The 22,430-nt window shown below is 40.9% G+C and carries 25 protein-coding genes and 1 pseudogene; 13 read left to right on the forward strand and 13 right to left on the reverse strand.

Annotated features, from left to right (window positions below; translation table 11 throughout):
* The first annotated feature begins 347 nt into the window (after window positions 1-347).
* Window positions 348-695 carry a thioredoxin gene (locus D8787_RS08820; protein WP_125422979.1) on the forward strand — a complete coding sequence of 116 codons (348 nt, stop codon included), beginning with the start codon at window positions 348-350 and terminating at the stop codon, window positions 693-695.
* Between the two features lie 32 nt (window positions 696-727).
* Here the strand turns inward: D8787_RS08820 and D8787_RS08825 are convergent, their stop codons facing one another.
* From D8787_RS08825 to D8787_RS08860, 8 genes are all read right to left on the reverse strand, one after another.
* Entirely contained in the window at window positions 728-1,537 is an 810-nt protein-coding gene (locus tag D8787_RS08825) for an MBL fold metallo-hydrolase (protein WP_000004959.1), read from the reverse strand.
* A 1-nt stretch (window position 1,538) separates the two neighbouring features.
* Entirely contained in the window at window positions 1,539-2,888 is a 1,350-nt protein-coding gene (gene vicK, locus D8787_RS08830; protein WP_125422982.1) for a cell wall metabolism sensor histidine kinase VicK, read from the reverse strand.
* Window positions 2,881-3,588 carry a response regulator YycF gene (gene yycF / locus D8787_RS08835; protein ID WP_125422985.1) on the reverse strand — a complete coding sequence of 236 codons (708 nt, stop codon included), beginning with the start codon at window positions 3,586-3,588 and terminating at the stop codon, window positions 2,881-2,883. The genes vicK and yycF overlap by 8 nt, the downstream gene beginning before the upstream one ends.
* 55 nt (window positions 3,589-3,643) lie before the next feature.
* Window positions 3,644-4,819 (reverse strand): A/G-specific adenine glycosylase, encoded by a 1,176-nt coding sequence (mutY, locus tag D8787_RS08840; RefSeq protein ID WP_125422988.1) that lies wholly within the window; start codon window positions 4,817-4,819, stop codon window positions 3,644-3,646.
* Between the two features lie 233 nt (window positions 4,820-5,052).
* Window positions 5,053-6,027 (reverse strand): phosphate acetyltransferase, encoded by a 975-nt coding sequence (gene pta, locus D8787_RS08845; protein ID WP_125422991.1) that lies wholly within the window; start codon window positions 6,025-6,027, stop codon window positions 5,053-5,055.
* 44 nt (window positions 6,028-6,071) lie between these two features.
* Window positions 6,072-6,968, reverse strand: a complete 897-nt coding sequence (locus tag D8787_RS08850; protein WP_125422994.1) for an RluA family pseudouridine synthase — start codon at window positions 6,966-6,968, stop codon at window positions 6,072-6,074.
* Window positions 6,965-7,783, reverse strand: a complete 819-nt coding sequence (locus D8787_RS08855; protein ID WP_125422997.1) for an NAD kinase — start codon at window positions 7,781-7,783, stop codon at window positions 6,965-6,967. The genes D8787_RS08850 and D8787_RS08855 overlap by 4 nt, the downstream gene beginning before the upstream one ends.
* Window positions 7,767-8,438 carry a GTP pyrophosphokinase gene (locus tag D8787_RS08860; RefSeq protein ID WP_000171684.1) on the reverse strand — a complete coding sequence of 224 codons (672 nt, stop codon included), beginning with the start codon at window positions 8,436-8,438 and terminating at the stop codon, window positions 7,767-7,769. The genes D8787_RS08855 and D8787_RS08860 overlap by 17 nt, the downstream gene beginning before the upstream one ends.
* A gap of 128 nt (window positions 8,439-8,566) precedes the next feature.
* Here D8787_RS08860 and D8787_RS08865 point away from each other — a divergent pair, with 128 nt between their 5' ends.
* The 7 genes from D8787_RS08865 (at window position 8,567) to D8787_RS08895 (ending at window position 13,339) form a co-directional block, all read left to right on the forward strand.
* Window positions 8,567-9,136 (forward strand): CYTH domain-containing protein, encoded by a 570-nt coding sequence (locus D8787_RS08865; protein ID WP_125423000.1) that lies wholly within the window; start codon window positions 8,567-8,569, stop codon window positions 9,134-9,136.
* A gap of 112 nt (window positions 9,137-9,248) precedes the next feature.
* Entirely contained in the window at window positions 9,249-10,208 is a 960-nt protein-coding gene (locus tag D8787_RS08870; protein WP_125423003.1) for a ribose-phosphate diphosphokinase, read from the forward strand.
* 9 nt (window positions 10,209-10,217) lie between these two features.
* Window positions 10,218-11,333, forward strand: a complete 1,116-nt coding sequence (locus D8787_RS08875) for a cysteine desulfurase family protein (RefSeq protein WP_125423006.1) — start codon at window positions 10,218-10,220, stop codon at window positions 11,331-11,333.
* A gap of 4 nt (window positions 11,334-11,337) precedes the next feature.
* Entirely contained in the window at window positions 11,338-11,685 is a 348-nt protein-coding gene (locus tag D8787_RS08880) for a DUF1831 domain-containing protein (RefSeq protein ID WP_125423009.1), read from the forward strand.
* Between the two features lie 7 nt (window positions 11,686-11,692).
* Window positions 11,693-11,908: a DUF4649 family protein gene (locus tag D8787_RS08885; RefSeq protein WP_185776787.1), complete on the forward strand. Its 216-nt coding sequence runs from the start codon at window positions 11,693-11,695 to the stop codon at window positions 11,906-11,908.
* Window positions 11,909-11,990: 82 nt separating this feature from the next.
* Window positions 11,991-12,632, forward strand: a complete 642-nt coding sequence (locus D8787_RS08890; RefSeq protein ID WP_042900738.1) for a redox-sensing transcriptional repressor Rex — start codon at window positions 11,991-11,993, stop codon at window positions 12,630-12,632.
* A gap of 17 nt (window positions 12,633-12,649) precedes the next feature.
* Window positions 12,650-13,339, forward strand: coding sequence for a gamma-glutamyl-gamma-aminobutyrate hydrolase family protein (locus D8787_RS08895; RefSeq protein WP_125423015.1), 690 nt, complete (start codon window positions 12,650-12,652; stop codon window positions 13,337-13,339).
* Here D8787_RS08895 and radC read toward each other — a convergent pair.
* From radC to D8787_RS08910, 3 genes are all read right to left on the reverse strand, one after another.
* A complete protein-coding gene (gene radC, locus D8787_RS08900; protein ID WP_125423018.1) occupies window positions 13,336-14,016 on the reverse strand; it encodes a RadC family protein in 681 nt (226 codons plus the stop codon). The two genes, D8787_RS08895 and radC, sit on opposite strands and share 4 nt — an antisense overlap.
* A 42-nt stretch (window positions 14,017-14,058) precedes the next feature.
* Entirely contained in the window at window positions 14,059-16,350 is a 2,292-nt protein-coding gene (gene pcrA, locus D8787_RS08905; RefSeq protein ID WP_125423021.1) for a DNA helicase PcrA, read from the reverse strand.
* Between the two features lie 182 nt (window positions 16,351-16,532).
* Complete coding sequence (locus D8787_RS08910; RefSeq protein WP_125423024.1) at window positions 16,533-18,203, reverse strand: formate--tetrahydrofolate ligase; 1,671 nt, start codon at window positions 18,201-18,203, stop codon at window positions 16,533-16,535.
* Window positions 18,204-18,432: 229 nt separating this feature from the next.
* On the opposite strand from D8787_RS08910, the gene coaB reads away from it, so the two are divergent.
* From coaB to D8787_RS08935, 5 genes are all read left to right on the forward strand, one after another.
* A complete protein-coding gene (coaB, locus tag D8787_RS08915; protein WP_125423027.1) occupies window positions 18,433-19,122 on the forward strand; it encodes a phosphopantothenate--cysteine ligase in 690 nt (229 codons plus the stop codon).
* 11 nt (window positions 19,123-19,133) lie between these two features.
* Window positions 19,134-19,685: a phosphopantothenoylcysteine decarboxylase gene (coaC, locus tag D8787_RS08920; RefSeq protein ID WP_125423030.1), complete on the forward strand. Its 552-nt coding sequence runs from the start codon at window positions 19,134-19,136 to the stop codon at window positions 19,683-19,685.
* The gene (locus D8787_RS08925) at window positions 19,669-20,232 is read left to right on the forward strand and encodes an ECF transporter S component (protein WP_033688884.1); all 564 of its coding nucleotides are present in this window, start codon (window positions 19,669-19,671) and stop codon (window positions 20,230-20,232) included. Before coaC ends, D8787_RS08925 begins: the two co-directional genes overlap by 17 nt.
* A gap of 177 nt (window positions 20,233-20,409) precedes the next feature.
* The gene (locus D8787_RS08930; RefSeq protein ID WP_125423033.1) at window positions 20,410-20,937 is read left to right on the forward strand and encodes an ECF transporter S component; all 528 of its coding nucleotides are present in this window, start codon (window positions 20,410-20,412) and stop codon (window positions 20,935-20,937) included.
* 11 nt (window positions 20,938-20,948) lie between these two features.
* A complete protein-coding gene (locus D8787_RS08935; RefSeq protein WP_125423036.1) occupies window positions 20,949-21,464 on the forward strand; it encodes a transcription repressor NadR in 516 nt (171 codons plus the stop codon).
* On the opposite strand, the pseudogene D8787_RS08940 reads toward D8787_RS08935, so the two are convergent.
* Both D8787_RS08940 and D8787_RS08945 read right to left on the reverse strand, forming a co-directional pair.
* Window positions 21,461-21,685, reverse strand: a pseudogene (locus D8787_RS08940) (hypothetical protein); the annotation flags it as partial. The gene D8787_RS08935 and the pseudogene D8787_RS08940 sit on opposite strands and share 4 nt — an antisense overlap.
* Window positions 21,686-21,780: 95 nt before the next feature.
* Window positions 21,781-22,430, reverse strand: a 650-nt coding sequence (locus D8787_RS08945) for an LPXTG cell wall anchor domain-containing protein (protein ID WP_125423039.1), incomplete at its 5' end; no start/stop codon positions are given.

Consider the following 22,430-nt stretch of genomic DNA (forward strand, 5'->3'; position numbering starts at 1 on the left):
TTTACTCTCGTGATTTACGCATATAGGTTACGACTACCTTTTTGGACTTTAGAGTTTTAGGCCCCCTTATCCGCTATATACGCCTTACTATCACGTTCCTGTTCGTAGAGCCACGATTTCGCTATCCCTTCCTCTCCCCGCTACCTCACGATAGTCAGGCTTGGGAATCGCTATTGGGTTCACCGGTAGCGGGTGCCCACGGAGGACTTACACCTCAGATGTACGACATGCCCGTCGTACCTAAAAAAGATGAGACCAACCAATCTCATCTTTTTTTCGTATCAAATCTAAGCAATTTTAGAAACTTTATGGCATACTAGACTTATCAATGAAAGCGAGGTAATCTCATGGAACAATTTTTAGATAATATCAAAGACCTTGAAGTCACTACAGTTGCGCGTGCGCAAGAAGCTCTTGATAAAAAAGAAACTGCAACCTTCTTTATCGGTCGCAAAACTTGCCCTTACTGCCGTAAATTTGCTGGTACCTTGGCAAGTGTCGTAGCTGAAACTAAAGCTCACATCTACTTCATCAACAGTGAAGAGCCAAGCCAACTCAATGAGTTACAAGCATTCCGCTCACGCTATGGAATTCCAACTGTACCAGGCTTCGTTCACATTGCAGATGGACAAATCAATGTCCGTTGCGACTCTTCAATGTCAGCACAAGAAATCAAAGATTTCGCAGGATTGTAAAAGATATAAAAAAGAAGGCCCTCGCCTTCTTTTTATATGTCTGTCAATGGTGTTGCGGTATCTGGTGAGGTATCATAAACCTTAAAGTCTACTCCGACTCCCAGATCAGCTTGTGCTAGCTGATTGACCATGGTCATGTGAGCTAGCTCCTTGATGTTGTTCTCCTTAGATAAATGCCCAAGGTAGATTTTCTTAGTGCGGTTTCCCAAGGTACGAATCATAGCTTCAGCACCATCTTCGTTAGAAAGGTGACCAAGATCCGATAGGATTCGTTGTTTGAGTCGCCAAGCGTAAGAACCTGCTCGCAAAATCTCTACATCATGATTTGACTCAATGAGATAGCCATCTGCATTCTCGACAATTCCTGCCATACGGTCACTAACATAACCTGTATCAGTCAGTATGACAAAACTCTTGTCATCCTTCATAAAGCGATAGAACTGCGGTGCGACTGCATCGTGGCTAACACCAAAACTCTCGATGTCGATATCTCCAAAAGTTTTGGTTTTGCCCATCTCAAAGATGTGCTTCTGAGAAGAATCCACCTTGCCGAGATACTTGCTATTTTCCATAGCCTGCCAGGTCTTTTCATTGGCATACAAATCCATACCATACTTGCGAGCCAAAACACCCACACCGTGGATATGGTCTGAATGCTCATGGGTAATCAAGATGGCATCCAGGTCTTCTGGCTTGCGATTAATTTCAGCAAGTAGGCTGGTAATCTTTTTACCAGACAAGCCTGCATCCACTAAAAGCTTCTTTTTTGGAGTTTCCAGATAAAAGGAATTTCCACTGGAACCCGACGCTAAAATACTGTATTTAAAGCCTGTTTCACTCATTCTAGTCTTCTACTTCATCCTCCCATACTTCTTCTTTCACTGCATCCTTATCATAAGGGAGTACAATGGTAAAGGTTGAACCCTTACCGTATTCACTCTTGGCCCAAATAAAGCCATCATGTTGTTTGATAATCTCTTTAGCAATAGCTAGTCCTAAACCAGTACCTCCTTGGGCACGACTTCTAGCACGATCCACACGGTAGAAACGGTCAAAGATACGTGGTAAATCCTGCTTAGGAATACCCAATCCTTGGTCTGAGATGGATAAAATCATCTGATCATCAGTTGTCTTCATGGTCACTGTGATTTTCCCACCATCTGGCGAATACTTGATGGCATTGTTGAGAATATTATCAATCACCTGTGTCATCTTATCTGTATCAATCTCAATCCAAACTGAAGTAATTGGATAATCTCTCACCAGTTCATATTTCTTCTCTTCATCCTGCCCTCTTATCTGATCAAAACGGTTGAGAATAAAGGTTATAAAGGCAGTAAAATTAATCAATTCCACATCCAGGTGGCTAGTTGCATTATCAATTCGTGAAAGATGAAGAAGGTCTGTCACCATCCGCATCATACGGTTAGTTTCGTCTAGAGACACCTTGATAAAGTCTGGCGCAACAGGTTCCAACAAGGCTCCCTCATCCAAGGCTTCAAGATAGGATTTTACACTAGTCAGAGGCGTCCTTAACTCATGACTAACGTTGGAAACAAAGAGTCTCCGTTCCCGTTCTTCCTTCTCCTGCTCTGTCGTATCGTGTAAAACAGCAACCAAACCAGAAATAAAGCCAGACTCACGACGAACCAAGGCAAAACGTACACGAAGGCTCAGATACTCACCATTGGCATCCTGAGAATCAATCATTAGCTCAGGAACTTGGGTAATCAAATCACGAAGTTCATACTCATCTTCAATCTTAAGCAATTCTAGAATACTTTTATTGAGAACATCTTCTTTCTGAACACCTAGCTGTTTCTTAGCCATGTCATTAATCATGGTAATCTTACCACGACGATTGGTCGCAAGGACTCCGTCCGTCATGTAAGAGAGGATACTATGTAATCTTTTACTCTCTTGTTCCAGATTTTCTTGAGTCAAGCGAATTACTTCTGATAAATCATTGAGATTATTGGTAATATTGGTAATTTCAGAGCTTCCCTGCATATCCAATACCTGAGAATAATCTCCTGCAATCAGGTCTTTTACCTTTTGATTGATTTGCTTCAACCGAATATTATCCCGACGATTTTCTAGTAAAAGCAAGGTCACAACTAAAATAAAGCCAAGTAAAATGAGGATAAAGATAAAATCACTGGTTAAAACTGTGTCTTTAATTAGTTTAATCATTATTTCTCATATAATAACCAACACCACGACGTGTTAGGATATACTCTGGACGACTTGGTGTATCTTCAATCTTCTCACGCAAACGTCTGATAGTTACATCAACAGTCCGAACATCTCCGAAATAATCATACCCCCAAACCGTTTCAAGCAAGTGTTCACGCGTAATTACTTGACCGATATGAGACGCCAAGTGATACAAAAGTTCAAATTCACGGTGAGTTAAGTCTAGTTCTCCACCGTATTTCTTAGCTACATAAGCATCTGGTACAATCTCCAAGTCCCCAATTTGCAAGGGTTGGGTTTTCTTTTCATCAGACTCTTGGTTATCTACAGAAGCCAAGTCCGTACGACGAAGAAGGGCTTTGACACGCGCCTGCAACTCACGATTTGAGAAGGGTTTGGTTACATAGTCATCTGCACCAAGCTCTAAACCGATAACCTTATCAAATTCGCTATCCTTAGCTGACAGCATGATAATAGGTACACTACTTGTCTTACGAATAGTCTTAGCAACTTCTAGACCATCAATTTCCGGAAGCATCAAATCCAGAATAATAATATCTGGCTGCTCTGCTTCATATTGCTCTAGTGCTTCACGACCATTAAAAGCAGTTACAACCTCGTAACCTTCCTTGGTCATATTAAACTTGATAATATCCGAGATTGGTTTTTCATCATCTACAATTAATATTTTTTTCATTTGTTCACCTTTTTCTCTACTATTATACCAAAAAAATAACAAGAAGACACAATAGCTAGTCTTTGCTACTGTCTAAGTTGACTTGTGCATAAGCCTGCCAGATTTTTTGTTGGGGTTTGGCAAGTGGGTAATTCTTAAACTCTTCTGGTGAAAGCCAACGAACTTCCCTATCTGAAAAGTCATGGAAGTCAGTCACCTGGCCTGCTAGAATTTGAACATGCCATTTACGATGGCTAAAGACATGCTTGACTGTATCAAAACAACCATCAAGCCAATCAACTTCTAGGTCATAGTCCTGCTGGAAACTCTCTTCTGGACTTGGACCAAAATTGACAATTTCTTCTGCAACCTGATGAAAGAGGTCAAACTGCTCCTCTTGCGGAAACTCATCTACTTCTATCAAGGGAAAATGCCAAAATCCTGCTAATAACTTTTCACTTTCATTTTTTTCAAGTAAAAATTGCCCCTGACTATTTTTTACCACCAAGGCTTTAAGATAAATAGGGACAGGCTTTTTCTTGGGAGCCTTGATTGGATAACGGTCCATGCTTCCATTCTGATATGCCGCACTGAAATCCTTCACTGGACTCTCTTCTGGCCTAGGATTAACTGGTGCCTCAATATCAGACCCTAAGTCCATCAAGGCTTGATTAAAGTCACCTGGCCGTTCTGGATCAATCAAGATTTCCATCATTACCTGAAAAATTTTGCGATTACTTGGAATGCCAATATCATGATTGACTTCAAACAGACGCGCCAAAACTCGCATGACATTGCCGTCTACAGCAGGCTCAGGCAAGTTAAAAGCAATACTAGAAATGGCTCCTGCTGTGTAAGGGCCAATTCCTTTCAAACTAGAAATTCCTTCATAGGTGTTTGGAAATTGGCCCCCAAAGTCAGTCATAATTTGCTGGGCTGCAGCCTGCATATTACGAACTCGAGAATAATAACCCAAACCTTCCCAAGCCTTCAGTAAACGCTCTTCAGGTGCATTCGCCAAACATTCTACTGTTGGAAACCAGTTCAAGAATCGTTCGTAGTAAGGGATAACTGTATCAACTCTGGTCTGCTGGAGCATGATTTCAGAGACCCAGATATGATAAGGATTTTTACTTCTTCGCCAGGGTAAATCTCTTTTGTTTTCATCATACCAAGTGAGAAGTTTCTCACGGAAAGAAATGATCTTCTCCTCTGGCCACATGACGATACCGTATTCTTTCAAATCTAACATATCTCTAGTATAACACAGAAGATTCTAACTGTCCTTTTCCTAGTATTAATACTCTTTGAAAATCTCTTCAAACCACGTCAACGTCGCCTTGGATTATATATGTAACTGACTTCGTCAGTCTTATCTACAACCTCAAAGCAGTGCTTTGAGCAGCCTGCGTCTAGTTTCCTAGTTTGCTCTTTGATTTTCATTGAGTATAAAAAGCCTCTTCCCAAAGGAAAGAGGACTAAATCTTATTGATGAACAGCTTGGGCTGCTGTGATAAGGGTCAACTTGTAAACATCATCTGCATTACATCCACGAGAAAGGTCGTTAACTGGCTTGTTCAAACCTTGCAAAACAGGTCCTACAGCTGCAAAGCCACCGAGACGTTCGGCCATCTTGTAGCCGATATTTCCTGCTTCGATACCTGGGAAAATAAAGACATTTGCTTGACCAGCTACTGTACTTCCAGGAGCTTTCAAAGCTGCAGTTTCAGGAACAAAGGCTGCATCAAATTGCAACTCACCATCGATTTCAAGGTCAGGGCGCAAGTCATGAGCAATTTTAGTTGCTTCTACTACCTTATCAACACTTTCACCAAACCCTGAACCTTTAGTAGAATAGCTTAGCATAGCAATTTTAGGCTCGATACCAAACATCTTAGCTGTGATTGCTGAGTTGATTGCAATTTCAGCCAAAGCTTCTGCATCTGGATTAATATTAATGGCACAGTCTCCAAATAGATAACGTTCTGAACCACGAACCATAAGAAAGGCTCCTGAAGTACGAGATACATTCGGACGTGTTTTGATGATTTGAAGTGCTGGACGAACTGTTGAGGCAGTTGAATGAATAGCACCTGATACCATTCCGTCAACCAAGCCCAAGTATACCAACATCACACCAAAGTAGTTGACATCTTCAACTAAAACCTTGCGTGCTTCTTCTTCAGTCATTTTGCCCTTACGACGCTCCACTAAAGCAGCAACCATTTCGTCAAATTTATCGTAGTGTTGAGGGTCGATGACTTCGTAACCATCTTCAATTCCTTCAATTTCAAGATAAATTTTAATTTTTTCAGGATTTCCCAGCAAAACAGGAATTACTTCTGTTTCTTTTACCAAGCGTTTAGTTGCTTGAAGAATACGAGGCTCTTCCCCTTCAGGGAGAACGATACGAGCATTTTTGCCAACTAGGTTGGCTTTGAGACTTTCAAAAACTTCCATGAGTTTTCTCCTTTAAAAAATAAATTATACTCTGAATTACTTTATTATAGAGTATTAGTTGATAACTGAGTAATAAGATTACTAAAATCATCCGGCAAGGGACTTTCTAACTGCAAATCTTGCTCTAAAAACGGATGATAAAAGGATAGGTAATGGCAATGCAGGGCCTGCCGTTGGATACCGTCGTCCAGACTACCTCCATACAAGTCATCTCCCAACAAAGGAAAACCAATATGAGAAAAGTGAACTCGGATTTGGTGAGTACGTCCAGTGTGCAGTAGAATATCGACCAGGTGAATATTCCCATAAGATGCTACAATCTTGTAGGATGTATGGGCATACTTTCCACCTTTAGCCACTCGCCTAGTGATAATAGAGTCTTCATCACGCGCAATCGGGGCAATAATTTCTCCCTCTGGCTCTAAGTGTCCATCTCCCTTAACCAAAGCAAAGTAGCGCTTCTCAATAGACTTTTTCTGCAACTGCTTGTCTAATCGTGCATGGGCATACCCGTGCTTGGCAAAAAGCATCAAACCAGAAGTGTCTCTATCAAGCCTGGTCACAATATGAACCTGCTGATTTTCATAGTTTTGCTTTACGTAGTAACCCTTGATAAAATTGGCAATGGTATTGGAGTGATTGACACTAGGAATAGAAGCCACTCCATAGGGTTTATTCAAGACTAGAAAGTGGTCATCTTCATAGAGAATGTCTAATGGGCGCTCGATAGCTTCCAGAGTTTCAAAACCTTCCTCAGCTGGAATATCAATAGTCACTCGGTCCCCAATATCCAATAGATAGGTTGCATTTTGCGGTTGGTCATTGACCAGAATAGCTCCGCCTCGAAACTTAATCTTAGCCAGCAGCCCCTTAGAAACCTCGTGCTTTTTTAAGAAGGTCTTAACCTTGACATGCTCATCTGCGATAAATTCAAACCTCATTCATTCACCTCGCCGATGAAAGCATCCTTAACACGATTCCAGAAACTGGTGTGACTCGGTGACGCGACAAAGTGAATCTTATGATGATCGATTTGATACTCGATTCGCTCAATATTTCGGAAGGAATAAACGCTATTGTCAACGGAAATGGTATGGTAATCGTTTCTCGTTGGAATGAGTTCAATCTTATCCTTCTTAGGAACAATAATGGATGAACCCAGCGTTCGATAGACACGATTATTAAGGCTTGCAATTTCCGTCAACTGAAGAGCTTCAATGGTAGGGTGTAAAACAGCACCACCAAGAGATTTATTATAGGCTGTACTACCAGTCGGTGTCGAAACTGTTAGCCCGTCTCCACGAAAACGTTCAAAGGGGACACCATTGATCACAACATCCGCCACCATAGTTCGGTCGGATCTGCGGATGCTGGCTTCGTTGAGTGCTCTAAAAATCTTGACTTCACCATTTTCAAGAAAGACCTTCACATTCAAGACAGGATAAGATATCTTAGCTCCCGTATCAAGTTGCAAATTAGTCACTAGCTTGTCCAACTCAAAATCACGATAGTCCGTATAAAAGCCCAAATGTCCCGTATGAACACCGATAAAGCGTACCTTATCAAGCTGGTTTTCATACTTATGAAAGGCCGACAAGAGCATACCATCCCCACCAATGGAAATAACGATATCTGGACTGGTATCATTGAGTATAAACTGATTTCTCTTCAAACGATCTCGCAATTCATACAAAACCCTTTGACTCTGTGGGTTTCTATTAGCTATCAGGTCAATTCGTTTACCTGTATTCTTCATCTGTATCGTCACTGTTTCCTACACCGTCATTTAATTTTCTACTCAAAGGATCAAAAAGTGCCTGGGCTTCCTGGATATCATCTCGAATTTTGCCCATTTCTTCATCCAACTGATGAGCAATCTTAGCTGTAATTTCCAGTCGCTTCTTAATCTCCTCTGGGAAATCCCCTTGGTACTTGTAGTTGAGAGAATGTTCTATTGTTGCCCAGAAATTCATGGCCAAGGTACGTATTTGAATTTCTGCCAAAATGGTCTTGGCTCCATTGATGGTGTCAACCATATATTCTACTACCACATGATAGGAACGGTAGCCTGAAGCCTTTCGATGAGTAATATAATCTCGCTCCTGTATGATCCGCATATCCTGACGCTTACGCAGAATAGCTACAACTTCTTGGACATCATCTACAAACTGAACCATCACACGCAAACCAGCAATATCCTGTAAATCGTGTTCTAAGGTCGCATAAGTAATACCACGTCGAGCCATTTTTTCTTTTATACTCTCGATTGGCTTGACTCGACCAGTCACAAACTCAATCGGAGAATGCTTATTTTGCTTGCGATATTGCTTACGAATACCACGTAGTTTAATCTTTAACTCACCAACAGCTTGAATGTAAGGATCTAGAAATTCTTCCCATTCTAAGGTCATATATTCTCCCTTGTTCTCATATTATCCTTCAAAAATATCTTTGATTTTTTCTCCAGATTCATATACAATAAATACAAAGCTATTATATCATATAATCCGCTTTCATAGATAAAGAAAAGGTAAGAAAAATGAAACATTTAGAAATTGAATTGAAAACACTACTGAAAAAAGATGAATATGATCGTCTAAAAGAGCAGTTCAGAGGTGTCACTCCTGTTCTTCAAAAAAATTACTACATTGACACGCCTGATTTTGAGCTACGAGAAAAGAAAGTCGCTATGCGCATTCGAACATTTAAAAACTGGGCAGAATTGACACTCAAAGTCCCACAAAGTGTTGGAAACATGGAGTACAACCAAAAATTGCAACTAAAAGATGCTGAAGATTATCTGGCTAAGGAAGAGCTTCCTCAAGGGCTTGTGCTAGATGAATTAGCAAAACATGGTATCCAAAGTAAAAAGTGGCAGGTTCTTGGTTGTCTAACAACGCTTCGCTATGAAATGAAAATAGCTATTGGTCTCATGGCGCTGGATGAAAGTCAGTACTTTGATATTACAGATTACGAGTTGGAGCTTGAAGTTGAAAATCACGAGCAAGGCAAACAGGATTTCCAGCAATTTTTAGAGGAAAATCAGATTGCTTATCAAAAAGCTCCCTCAAAATTGGTTCGATTTGTCAAAAGCATGAAAAATAGCTGAAATAATCTCCATTTTTTGGTAAAATAGAAAAGACAAAAATACTCGAATCCAAGTTAATATATGCTAAACAGAAATGACTTGGCTTCATTAAGTTTACAGAGGACGGTCTATAATGTCAGATATAAAAAACATGAAACTTTTCGCACTCAACTCTAACCAAGAAATTGCACAAAAAATTGCGGATGCTGTCGGTATTCCACTTGGAAAACTGTCATCACGTCAATTTTCTGATGGAGAAATCCAAGTTAATATTGAAGAGAGTGTTCGTGGTTATGATGTTTACATCATCCAATCAACAAGTTTCCCTGTTAACAACCACCTAATGGAATTGTTAATCATGGTTGATGCTTGTGTGCGTGCAAGTGCCCACAGTATCAACGTTGTACTTCCGTATTTCGGTTATGCACGCCAAGATAGAATTGCATCATCTAGAGAACCACTAACGGCTAAACTAGTTGCTAACATGCTGGTTAAAGCTGGTGTAGATCGTGTCCTTACCCTCGACTTACACGCAGTTCAAGTACAAGGTTTCTTTGATATTCCTGTCGATAATCTCTACACTGTCCCTCTCTTTGCTAAACACTACTGTGATAAAGGATTAAGAGGTTCAGATGTTGTTGTCGTTAGCCCTAAAAATTCAGGGGTAAAACGTGCTCGTAGCTTGGCTGAATATCTTGATGCTCCTATCGCCATTATCGACTACCCTCAAGACGATGCAACTCGCAACGAAGGCTATATCATCGGCGATGTTGAAGGGAAAAAAGCCATCTTGATTGATGACATTTTAAATACAGGACGTACCTTCTCTGAAGCAGCTAAAATCGTTGAACATGAAGGGGCTACAGAAATTTATGCTGTTTCTAGCCACGGTCTCTTCGTTGAAGGTGCTGCTGAACTTCTTGACAATACTAAGATTAAAGAAATTCTTGTGACTGATTCAGTAGCAACAAAGGAAAAAACTCCTAAAAACGTATGCTACATCACTGCTAGTGAGTTAATTGGTGATGCTATCGTCCGTATTCACGAAAGAAAACCAGTCAGCCCACTCTTTGCCTACAACAAAAAGAAATAAGGTGATTCTTTGATTTATTTGGACAATGCTGCGACGACTCCCATGTCAGCGGTTGCTATTTCAGCTATGACCGAGGTTATGCAAGAAACCTATGGCAATCCTTCTAGTATTCATGGGCATGGTCGTCAAGCTGGCAAACTCTTGCGAGAAGCCCGTCAGGAACTAGCTCAGTTACTGGGGACAAAACCTCAACATATCTTTTTCACTTCTGGTGGGACTGAAGGCAACAACACTGCCATCATTGGCTACTGCCTTCGTCACCAAGAGCAAGGAAAACATATCATCACAACTGCTATTGAGCACCATGCTGTCCTTGAAACCATTGATTACTTGGTTCAACACTTTGGTTTTGAAGTAACCATTATCCAGCCAGAAAATCAAGAAATCACAGCACAACAAATTCAAAAGGCTTTACGTGACGATACGATTTTGGTTTCTACCATGTTTGCTAATAATGAGACAGGAAACCTACTTCCCATTGCTGAAATTGGCCAAATACTCAAGCAACATCCTGCCGCCTATCATGTTGATGCAGTTCAGGCAATCGGTAAAATCCCTATTCATCCAGAAGAACTGGGCATTGATTTTCTCACTGCTTCTGCCCATAAATTCCATGGTCCTAAGGGAATCGGCTTTCTCTACGCATCAAGCATGGACTTTGATTCCTATCTTCATGGCGGAGACCAAGAACAGAAAAAACGAGCAGGAACTGAAAATCTAGCTGCCATCGTAGGCATGGTTGCAGCCCTAAAAGAAAATTTAGAAAAGCAAGAAGAACATTTTCAACATGTACAAAATCTAGAAACTGCCTTTCTTACGGAGCTTGAGGGAGTTCAGTATTACCTGAATAAAGGACAAGATCATCTTCCTTATGTTCTCAATATTGGATTTCCTGACCAGAAAAACGACCTCTTACTCCTTCGTCTAGATTTAGCTGGAATTTCTATCTCTACTGGCTCAGCCTGTACTGCAGGTGTTGTCCAATCCAGCCATGTTCTTGAAGCCATGTACGGGGCAAATTCAGAACGTTTGAAGGAATCCGTTCGCATCAGTTTGTCTCCACAAAATACTGTTGAAGATCTACAAACCCTCGCAAAAACCTTAAAAGAAATTATCGGAGGTTAGCCATATGGCATTTGAAAAAAACATTCAGTTAAAAAATTGTCGTTACGACTACACTCTTAGCCCTACTGTTAAGAAGTTCACCCTCAAGGACAATACTTTTTTTGAGACAAAGGTTGGTAACTATGAACTGACTCGCCTTTTGGAAAAAGTGCCAAACAGCGGTGAAGGCTTCCAACTCAAAATCATCATTAACAAGGAACTTACAGGCGCTAAAATCAATATCACTGACAAGTTTGGCCTTCGTCTAGTTGATATTTTCAAATCAGAAGACCACCACATTCATCAGGAAAAATTCTACTTCCTCATGGATAGTCTAGTAGAGCGTGGTGTCTTTACAAAATCGGAAAGATAGAGCCCATATGTTTAAACTAACCTATAAGGATAGCTATCATGTAGAGCGGACTCTTAAGTATGAAGATTATGAAGCACTCATGCTAGCTTTGTCAGGATGTGTGACCCTACCAGATACACTTTATGTAACTTCTTTAACCTTTAATGGCCAGGAAGTTTACCAAGGTCTGGTCGGAGATCTCTACCGTTTTCTATCAGATACAGAATTTTTACATCAAAACTAAGATTTTTCTTAGTTTTTTCTTATTTTTGTTGATTTTTTCACAATGTTTCTATAAAATAGAAGAATAGAAAGGTTGTGATTTTGTGAAAGATAAACAGTCTGCTATTCCAAAAGCTACAGCGAAAAGACTCTCTCTCTACTATCGAATTTTTAAGAGATTTCATGCAGAAAAGATTGAACGTGCCAACTCTAAGCAAATTGCAGAGGCTATTGGTATTGATTCAGCGACCGTACGTCGGGATTTTTCCTATTTTGGTGAACTTGGTCGTCGTGGTTTTGGCTATGATGTCAAAAAACTGATGACGTTTTTTGCCGATTTGCTCAATGATAACTCCATTACCAATGTCATGCTGGTAGGTATTGGAAATATGGGCCATGCCCTTCTCCACTACCGCTTCCACGAGCGTAACAAGATGAAAATCATCATGGCCTTTGACCTAGATGACCATCCTGAAGTCGGTACCCAAACCCCTGACGGGATTCCTATTTACGGAATTTCTCAAATCAAGGATAAAATTAAGAATGCCGATGTCAAAACTGCTATCCTGACCGTTCCTAGCGTCAAATCACAAGAGGTTGCCAATCTCTTAGTTGATGCTGGCGTGAAAGGTATTCTCAGTTTTTCACCTGTCCATCTACATTTACCAAAAGACGTGGTCGTTCAGTATGTCGATTTGACAAGTGAACTCCAAACCCTCCTCTATTTCATGCGAAAAGAGGATTAGAAAGCGAAAATCATTTTATGAAAAAACCAGTTATTGGGATAACAGGAAACGAAAAAACTCATCCAGATGATAACATCATGATGAGCTACGCAGCAAAAGGTTTTGTAGAAGGCGTTAAAGACGCTGGAGGAATTCCCATCATCCTACCGATTGGTGATCAAGAAATGGCTAGCCACTATATCAGTATGATTGACAAGCTCATCTTGACAGGTGGGCAAAATGTTGACCCAAAATTCTATGGCGAACCGAAAACCATTGATAGCGATGACTACCACCTTCAAAGAGATATCTTCGAACTGGCTCTCATCAAGGAAGCTATTAAACAGAAAAAGCCAATTTTCTCCATCTGTCGTGGTACTCAACTCTTTAACGTTGCCATGGGTGGAACTCTGTATCAAGATATAGAAGGCCACTGGCAAGATTGTTCTGCCGAGTACACAACACAACGTTTGGTAACAGAACCTGATACTGTTCTTCGAGAAATCTATGGAGAAATCTCCCATATCAACTCCTTCCACCACCAGAGTATCAAGGATTTAGCTCCCAACTTAAAGATTGCAGCTCATGATCCTAAGGATGGTATCATTGAAGCTGTCATGAGTACGGATGATGTCGCCTTTCTCGGTGTCCAATGGCATCCAGAATTTCTTTTTGAAAATCGTCCCAAAGATAAAAATCTCTTTGACTATGTCGTTAATAAACTTTAAATTAAATCTGTCTTTTCACGATAACTAAAGTAACTGGAGTGAGAGACAATCAAATGGTCCAAGAGGACAATTCCCATCAGTTCGCAGGCTTCTTTAACAAGTTTAGTAACATGATCATCATTTCGGCTAGGAGCTACTGCTCCTGAAGGATGATTGTGGACCAAGATTAGAGAGGTCGCCATATGCTTGATGGCATAGTGAAGAATCTCTCGCGGTTCAGCGATACTGCGAGTAGCTGAGCCGATAAAAATGGTCTGTTGATGGATGATTTGATTTTGAGTATTGAGATAGAGCGCCACTAGGTGCTCTTGTTTTTTATCCCCCAATTCCTGTTGCATCTTCTTGGCCAGCTTTTTACTACTGAGAATACTTTCCATCTCAAGGGTTTCGTGTTTTTGAATACGATGCCCCAGTTCAATCATAGCTTGTAACTCTATAGCTTTAACACGACCGATACCTGATAGACTCTGCAATTCCTGCAGGGTCATTTTTTTCAAATCAGTTAAAGAGCTGATACTATTCAAGACTTTCTGGGCAATTTCAAAAACACTAGCTTGCCGTGTTCCTGTTCTGAGTAAAATAGCTAGCAACTCTTGGTTACTGAGTGCTTCCACTCCTTCTTGAGCAAGTCTTTCTCTTGGCAATAGTGAATCTTCTTGGAATGAAATACTGTACATAAAAATCCTCCTCACTTTATTATTCGTGAAAAGGATGAAAAATTAGATTTTTTTCTCAATTGGGGCCACACTGGCCAAAAGTTTTTTCAGGCCAACTTCTGGGAAATTGATTTTCAATTCCTGCGTAGCACCGCTACCTGAAACTTCCAGAACAGTTCCCTCTCCCCATTTCTTGTGGAGAGCAATGTCACCAATAGACCAATTTGTCTCACTAGACGCAGATTTTGCACCAGCTGAAAATTGGCCAAATGGGAGACCGCTTGACTGAATAGTTTTCGGTGCCACACCGCGTTTACGGTCTTGAAGAGCCTGGGCAAGACTCATACCTTGACCGAAGGCGAGACCACCACTGCTATATGATGCCTTAAAGCTTGTATTTGCTGGACGAGCCAGACCTTGATACTCAAGTAAGTCTGAACTGATTTCGTTAATAAAACGAGTCGGACGGTTGTAGTTGGTACGACCAAAAAGCAGGCGCGAGTTGGCATTGGTCAGATAGAGGATTTTCTCTGCACGCGTAATTCCTACATAGGCCAGACGGCGTTCTTCTTCCAATTCATCTGGATCTTCAGCAGCACGGCTAAGTGGGAAGACATTTTCTTCCATCCCAATCAAAAAGACAACTGGAAACTCGAGACCTTTGGCAGCATGCAGGGTCATCAAGGTCACTTCTGATGTTTCCTGACTACCTGAATCTGTATCGGCAATCAAGGCCAAGTCATTTAAGAAACGACTCAGTTTGTCCAAACCAGTTTCTTCTTCTGTCACATCAGAGGTGTCATCAAAGTTTTTCGTAACAGAGAGGAACTCCTCGATGTTTTCAACCCTAGCCTTGCTTTCTAAGGTCGCTTGGGCATTAAGAATATCGACGTAACTTGTTTTTTCTAGTACGGACTCAACCAACTCTGTAATATTTAATTGATTTAGCTGCTCTCGTAAATCTAGAATCATATTGGCAAAATCCCAGATAGACTGGGCTGCTTTTCCTTTGATGCCAGACAACATGATATTTGCTGAAGCATCTAGCATAGACATGTTTTGCATATTAGCAAAGTCACGGATTTTCTCAACCGTACCTGGGCCAATTCCACGCTTAGGCTCGTTAATAATACGCTCAAAACTGATATTGTCACTCAAATTCGCAATAAGGTTAAGATAAGCGATAATATCACGAATTTCCTTACGGCTGTAGAACTTGGTCCCACCAACCATTGTATATGGGATATTGGACTTGAGCAGGGCTTCCTCAATAGTACGAGACTGGGCGTTAGTACGATAGAGAACTGCAAAATCCTTGTGAAGGAAGTTTTTACTGCGACCAAGTTCATCAATGGTTTTGGCTACAAATACAGCCTCATCCTGCTCATCATTAGCACGATAGTAAACGATTTGCTCTCCATCCGCATTTTGAGTCCAGAGATTCTTAGGACGGCGGTTTTTATTGTTTTTAATGACCTCGTTGGCCGCTTGGAGAATGGTTTTAGTTGAGCGGTAATTTTCCTCCAACAAGACAACCTTGGCTTGAGGGTAATCCTTTTCAAAGTCCAAAATATTCTGCATATCAGCACCACGCCAACCGTAGATAGACTGGTCCGCATCCCCAACAACACAGATATTTTTAAAACGGGAAGCCAAGAGTTTGACCAATTGGTACTGAGCGTGGTTTGTATCTTGGTACTCATCAACGTGGATGTATTGAAATTTTTGCTGGTAATAAGTCAAAACATCAGGATTTTGATCAAAAAGACGCAAGGTCAGCATAATCAAATCATCAAAGTCAACCGACTCAGACTGACGAAGTTCTTTTTGATAGGCTGTATAACACTGGGCCACGATTTGGGTGTACATATCACCTGCTTGGGCAGCATAAGCTACATCATCAATCAGATCATTCTTAGCATTAGAAATAGTCCCTAAGATGCTCCGTTCATTCCATTTTTTCGGATCCAGGTTCAACTGCTTGAGAATGCGTTTCATGAGAGTTCGCTGTTCACCAGGATCCACAATAGTAAAATTACGGTTGTAGCCAATATGGTCCGCATCGCGACGCAAAATACGCACACACATGGAGTGAAAAGTCGCAATCAAACAGTCCTGAGTAGCTGGATTGAGGCTATAAGCACGCTCTTTCATCTCACGCGCAGCCTTGTTAGTAAAGGTAATGGCCAAGATATTCCAAGGATTGACCAGCTTTTCATCAATCAGATAAGCAATGCGGTGGGTCAAAACACGGGTCTTTCCAGAGCCAGCCCCCGCCATGATTAACAAGGGACCTTCTGTCGTTTGCACCGCCTCAGCCTGACGGTCATTCATTCCATTTAATAATGCGTTCATCTTCTCTTCCTTACTCTTGAAGTCACTATTTCTATTATATCAGAAATCAGGGAAAATATCTTTACCTAGACTGATTCGTCTAGAAGGCACTTCTCTCATCAGCTGAAGACAATTCCTTAAAACTAGATAAAAAATGAGCTTGGATAGCTTTTCCAAACTCATTTAAAGTCAATTTCAATATACTAGAACAAGCCTAGGACAGTTCCATCGCTTTCAACATCCATATTGAGGGCTGCTGGTCGTTTTGGAAGACCTGGCATAGTCATGACATCACCAGTTAGGGCAACGATAAAGCCTGCCCCTAATTTTGGTACCAATTCACGAATGGTAATTTCAAAGTTTTCTGGCGCTCCAAGTGCATTTGGATTGTCTGAGAAACTATACTGAGTTTTAGCCATACAGATTGGCAATTTGTCCCAACCATTTTGAACGATTTGAGCGATTTGTGTTTGAGCTTTCTTCTCAAAGTTTACTTTGCTACCACGGTAGATTTCGGTAACAATCTTTTCAATCTTTTCTTGGACAGAAAGGTCATTGTCATACAAACGTTTATAGTTAGCTGGGGTTTCAGCGATAGTCTTGACAAGAGTTTCAGCAAGCGCTACACCACCTTCTGCACCATCAGCCCAGACACTAGCCAACTCAACTGGTACATCGATTGAGGCACAAAGTTCTTTCAAGGCTGCAATTTCAGCTTCTGTATCAGAGACAAATTCGTTAATAGCCACAACTGCAGGTACACCAAATTTACGGATATTTTCAACATGGCGTTTCAAGTTGGCAAAACCTGCACGAACCGCCTCCACATTTTCCTCTGTAAGAGCGTCCTTAGCCACACCACCATTCATCTTAAGGGCACGAAGGGTTGCGACAATAACTACTGCATCTGGAGAAGTTGGCAAGTTTGGTGTCTTAATATCAAGGAATTTCTCAGCACCAAGGTCTGCACCAAAACCAGCTTCAGTAACTGTGTAATCAGCCAAGTGAAGGGCTGTTGTCGTTGCCAAGACAGAGTTACATCCATGAGCGATATTGGCAAATGGACCACCATGCACAAAGGCAGGTGTTCCGTAAATTGTCTGAACCAGGTTCGGCTTAATCGCATCCTTCAAAATCAAAGCTAAGGCACCTTCAACCTGCAAATCACCTACAGAAACAGGTGTACGGTCGTAACGATAACCGATAACGATATTGGCCAAACGGCGTTTCAAATCTTCAATATCCGTAGCCAAGCAAAGAATGGCCATGATTTCAGAAGCAACTGTAATGTCAAAGCCATCCTCACGAGGAATACCGTTTAGAGGACCACCAAGTCCAACGGTTACATGACGAAGGGCACGATCATTCAAGTCCACAACACGTTTCCAAAGGATACGACGTTGGTCAATTCCCAACTCATTTCCTTGGTGCAAGTGGTTGTCAATCAAGGCTGAAAGAGCATTGTTGGCTGTTGTAATGGCATGCATATCCCCAGTAAAGTGGAGGTTGATGTCTTCCATTGGCAGGACTTGGGCGTAACCACCACCAGCAGCACCACCTTTGATACCCATGACTGGACCAAGAGATGGTTCGCGGATAGCAATCATAGTTTTCTTGCCAATCTTATTCAAGGCATCCGCCAGACCAATGGTAATAGTTGATTTTCCTTCACCTGCAGGTGTTGGGTTGATGGCAGTAACCAAAATCAATTTCCCAACTGGATTGCTCTCAACTGCACGAATTTTATCAAAGCTGAGCTTAGCCTTGTACTTTCCGTACAACTCCAAATCGTCGTAAGAAATACCCAGTTTCTCTACAACATCAACGATTGGCTTCAACTCAATACTCTGTGCAATTTCAATATCTGTTTTCATTCAAAACTCCTCTAACCTCTTATATGATAATTCATTATAACACAAAACAAGATTTTTAACATCCTAAAACTCTCTAAACGTTCGTAAATATCCCTATTTTTAAGGTTTTTAGAGTCCTTTCTTAAATTTTATATGGCTTTATAGTTTGAAACTATAGTAAATCTTCATTTTTACCAAAAATTTATCGCTTTCATTTTACTTACCGTTTATTTTTGTGTACAATAGTGCTATGAAAATTTTAGTTACATCGGGCGGTACCAGTGAAGCTATCGACAGCGTCCGCTCTATCACTAACCATTCTACTGGTCGCTTGGGGAAAATCATCACAGAAACCTTGCTTGCTGCAGGGCATGAAGTTTGTTTAATTACGACAAAACGAGCTGTGAAGCCAGAAGCCCATCCTAACCTAAGCATTCTAGAAATTAACAATACCGAGGACCTTCTACTAGAAATGCAAGAACGTATCAAGGATTATCAGGTCTTGATCCACTCAATGGCTGTTTCTGACTACACTCCTGTTTATATGACAGGGCTAGAGGAAGTTCAGGCTAGCTCCAATCTAGAAGAATTTTTAAACAAGCAAAATCATCAAACTAAGATTTCTTCAACTGACGAGGTTCAGGTTTTGTTCCTAAAAAAGACACCCAAAATCATCTCTCTGGTCAAGGAATGGAATCCTGCTATTCATCTGATTGGTTTCAAACTGCTGGTTGATGTTAACGAAGATCATCTAGTTGATATTGCCAGAAAAAGTCTTATCAAAAACCAAGCAGACTTGATTATTGCAAATGACCTGTCTCAAATTTCAGCAGATCAACATCGTGCAATCTTTGTTGAAAAAAATCAGCTTCAAACAGTCCAGACTAAAGAAGAAATTGCAAAACTCCTCCTTGAAAAAATTCAAGGCTATCATTCGTAGAAAGGAAAGCTATGGCAAACATTCTCTTGGCTATAACGGGGTCAATCGCCTCTTACAAGTCGGCAGATTTAGTCAGTTCTCTAAAAAAACAAGGCCATCAAGTCACTGTCTTAATGACTCAGGGTGCTACAGAGTTTATCCAACCTTTGACACTACAAGTACTCTCACAGAGTCCTGTCCACTTGGATGTCATGAAGGAACCTTATCCCGATCAAGTCAATCATATCGAACTTGGAAAAAAAGCAGATTTATTTATCGTGGCCCCTGCAACAGCTAACACTATTGCAAAACTAGCCCACGGCTTTGCGGACAACATGGTAACTTGTATTGCTCTAGCCTTGCCAAGTCATATTCCCAAACTCATCGCACCTGCTATGAATACAAAGATGTATGAACATCCAGCAACTCAGGCTAATCTGAAAACATTAGAAACCTACGGCTATCAGCTGATTGCTCCTAAGGAATCCCTACTAGCTTGTGGAGACCATGGACGAGGAGCTTTAGCCGACCTCACAATTATTTTAGAAAGAATAAAGGAAACTCTCGATGAAAAAACGATCTAATATTGCGCCCATTGCTATCTTCTTTGCAACCATGCTTGTGATTCATTTTCTAAGCTCGCTTGTCTTTAACCTTTTTCCATTCCCAATCAAACCGACCATCGTTCATATTCCTGTCATTATTGCCAGCATTATTTACGGTCCACGAGTTGGGGTTACACTTGGATTTTTGATGGGGCTACTTAGCTTGACGGTTAACACAATTACGATTCTACCAACCAGCTACCTCTTCTCTCCTTTCGTACCAAATGGGAACATCTACTCAGCTATCATTGCCATTGTCCCACGTATTTTGATTGGTTTGACTCCTTACTTAGTCTATAAGCTGATGAAAAACAAGACTGGTCTGATTCTAGCTGGTGCCCTTGGTTCCTTGACAAATACTGTCTTTGTCCTTGGTGGAATTTTCTACCTTTTTGGAAATGTTTTTGATGGTAATATCCAAAAACTCCTAGCAACTGTTATCTCAACAAACTCCATTGCCGAATTAGTTATTTCTGCAGTTCTTACTCTAGCTATTGTCCCACGACTACAAACCTTGAAGAAATAAAAATAATCTCCGCTTTCAAGCTTGAAGGTGGAGATTTTGTTTGATATAGTTACTATTATTAGTGAAATCTTTACCAATATCTAACTAAAAATGACCTATAAACCCAAGTAAATCCTTGCTTTATTGTCTTGTTTATAGTACTATACTAGTGTATATACATATAAAAAGGAGATTCTTATGAATACACGGAAAAAGACACAATTTATGACAATGACAGCCCTCTTAACGGCTATTGCAATTTTGATTCCGATTGTTATGCCTTTCAAGATTGTCATTCCACCTGCTTCTTACACTTTAGGAAGTCACATCGCTATTTTTATCGCCATGTTCTTGTCGCCATTGATGGCAATTTTTGTCATCCTAGCCTCTAGTTTTGGATTTTTGATGGCTGGCTATCCCATGGTTATCGTATTTCGAGCTTTTTCCCATATCTTTTTTGGGACTCTAGGAGCTCTTTACCTACAAAAATTCCCCGATACCCTAGATAAAGCAAAATCTTCCTGGATTTTTAACTTTGTTTTAGCGCTTATTCATGCCCTTGCTGAAGTATTGGCCTGCGTCCTTTTTTACACAACTTCTGGTACCAATGTAGAAAATATGTTTTATGTTCTCTTTGTGCTAGTTGGATTTGGCACAATTATCCATAGTATGGTAGACTATACATTAGCACTAGCTGTCTATAAAGTGCTTCGAAAACGCCGTTAAAAGGAAGAACTATGAAAAAAGATCGCAAACAAGCCCTGCTCCAACTCTTGAAAGAAGCTCCTAAAGCCCTCAACGGTCAAAGTTTGGCGGAACATTTTCATGTCACACGTCAGGTCATTGTACAGGACATTGCAATTTTGAGAGCCGATGGCGCTCCTATCCTATCCACTAACCGTGGCTACATCTATAAGCAAGTTGATGTCAATCCATACGTCCACAAACTTTTCAAAGTCAAACATGAAGTTGAAGAAATCGGTCAAGAACTCCTCGCTATCGTAGATAATGGTGGACGTGTTCAAAACACCTTGATTGACCATCCTGTTTATGGAGAAATTGAAACCTTGCTGAAACTGTCTTGTCGCAGAGATGTTCAGCATTTTCTAGAACAAGTCGAGCATTCTGACTTTAGACCTCTGTCTGAATTAACAGATGGCATCCACTACCACCTAGTCGAAGCTGAAACACAACAAGACCTCCACTATATCGAGGAGGCCTTGGATAAGCTCGGTTATTTAGTAAAAGACTAGAAAATTTTCTTTTCCCAATCGTCTTCTGTACGGCGAGGGCAGAAAAATTCAGATTTGTCAGGAGCTTCCATCATCTCCATCAAGGGTAACATATCATAGGCCAGATCCAAGTTTGGAATCTGGTCTTTTTGCACCCAAGAAACTTCTCCTTCATCTGAATATTGAAGACTTCCAGTAAACTCTGTCATTTTATAGATAATTGAACTATAAAAACCTCCAGATTAGAAACTATGATTTAATTCACTAACCTGGAGGTTTTAGATAATTATTCGACTCTTACAAATTTGCTAGCCATTTTAGCAAGTAAATATACTGATTAAATTTCTTCATTCTCTTTACGACGACGTCCTCCTACAAGACCTAAACTAAGTAAAGCACTTGTAATTGCAACTGGAATAGCTAATGTTGATTTTACTGTACCAGTATTAGGTAATGCTTTCGCTGCGGTCTTAAGCGCTTCTAGGTCTCCATTGTTGTGGACGCCTCGAATTGCTGCTTCACCTGCAGTTTTCGTTGCGACTACTGTTGAGTTTCCTACTGTAACTTCTACTCGGTCTGCATCTGCACTTGGCGTTACGGTTACTCGTGCATTTGCTGTATCGCTTGCTACTGTTGGTGCTGCTGGTGTAGCTGCTTTACCTGGTAGGGTAACACTTGCTGCTGTACTTACGTCACTGTTGCCGTGTTTAGCAGTTGCGCTGACTTGTGTTCCTGCACTTGCTGCATTGTGTGCTACAGTGATTACTCCGCTTGTTGGATCTACACTTACACCGTCTTTAGATGGTGTTAGACTCCATGTTGAGCCTGTTTTCGTTGCGACTACTGTTGAGTTTCCTACTGTAACTTCTACTCGGTCTGCATCTGCACTTGGCGTTACGGTTACTCGTGCGTTTGCTTCGTCACTTGCTACTGTTGGTGCTGCTGGTGTAGCTGCTTTACCTGGTAGGGTAACACTTGTTGCTGTAC

The sequence above is a fragment of the Streptococcus mitis genome (assembly GCF_003944325.1).
Classification (GTDB): Bacteria; Bacillota; Bacilli; order Lactobacillales; family Streptococcaceae; genus Streptococcus; species Streptococcus mitis_CW.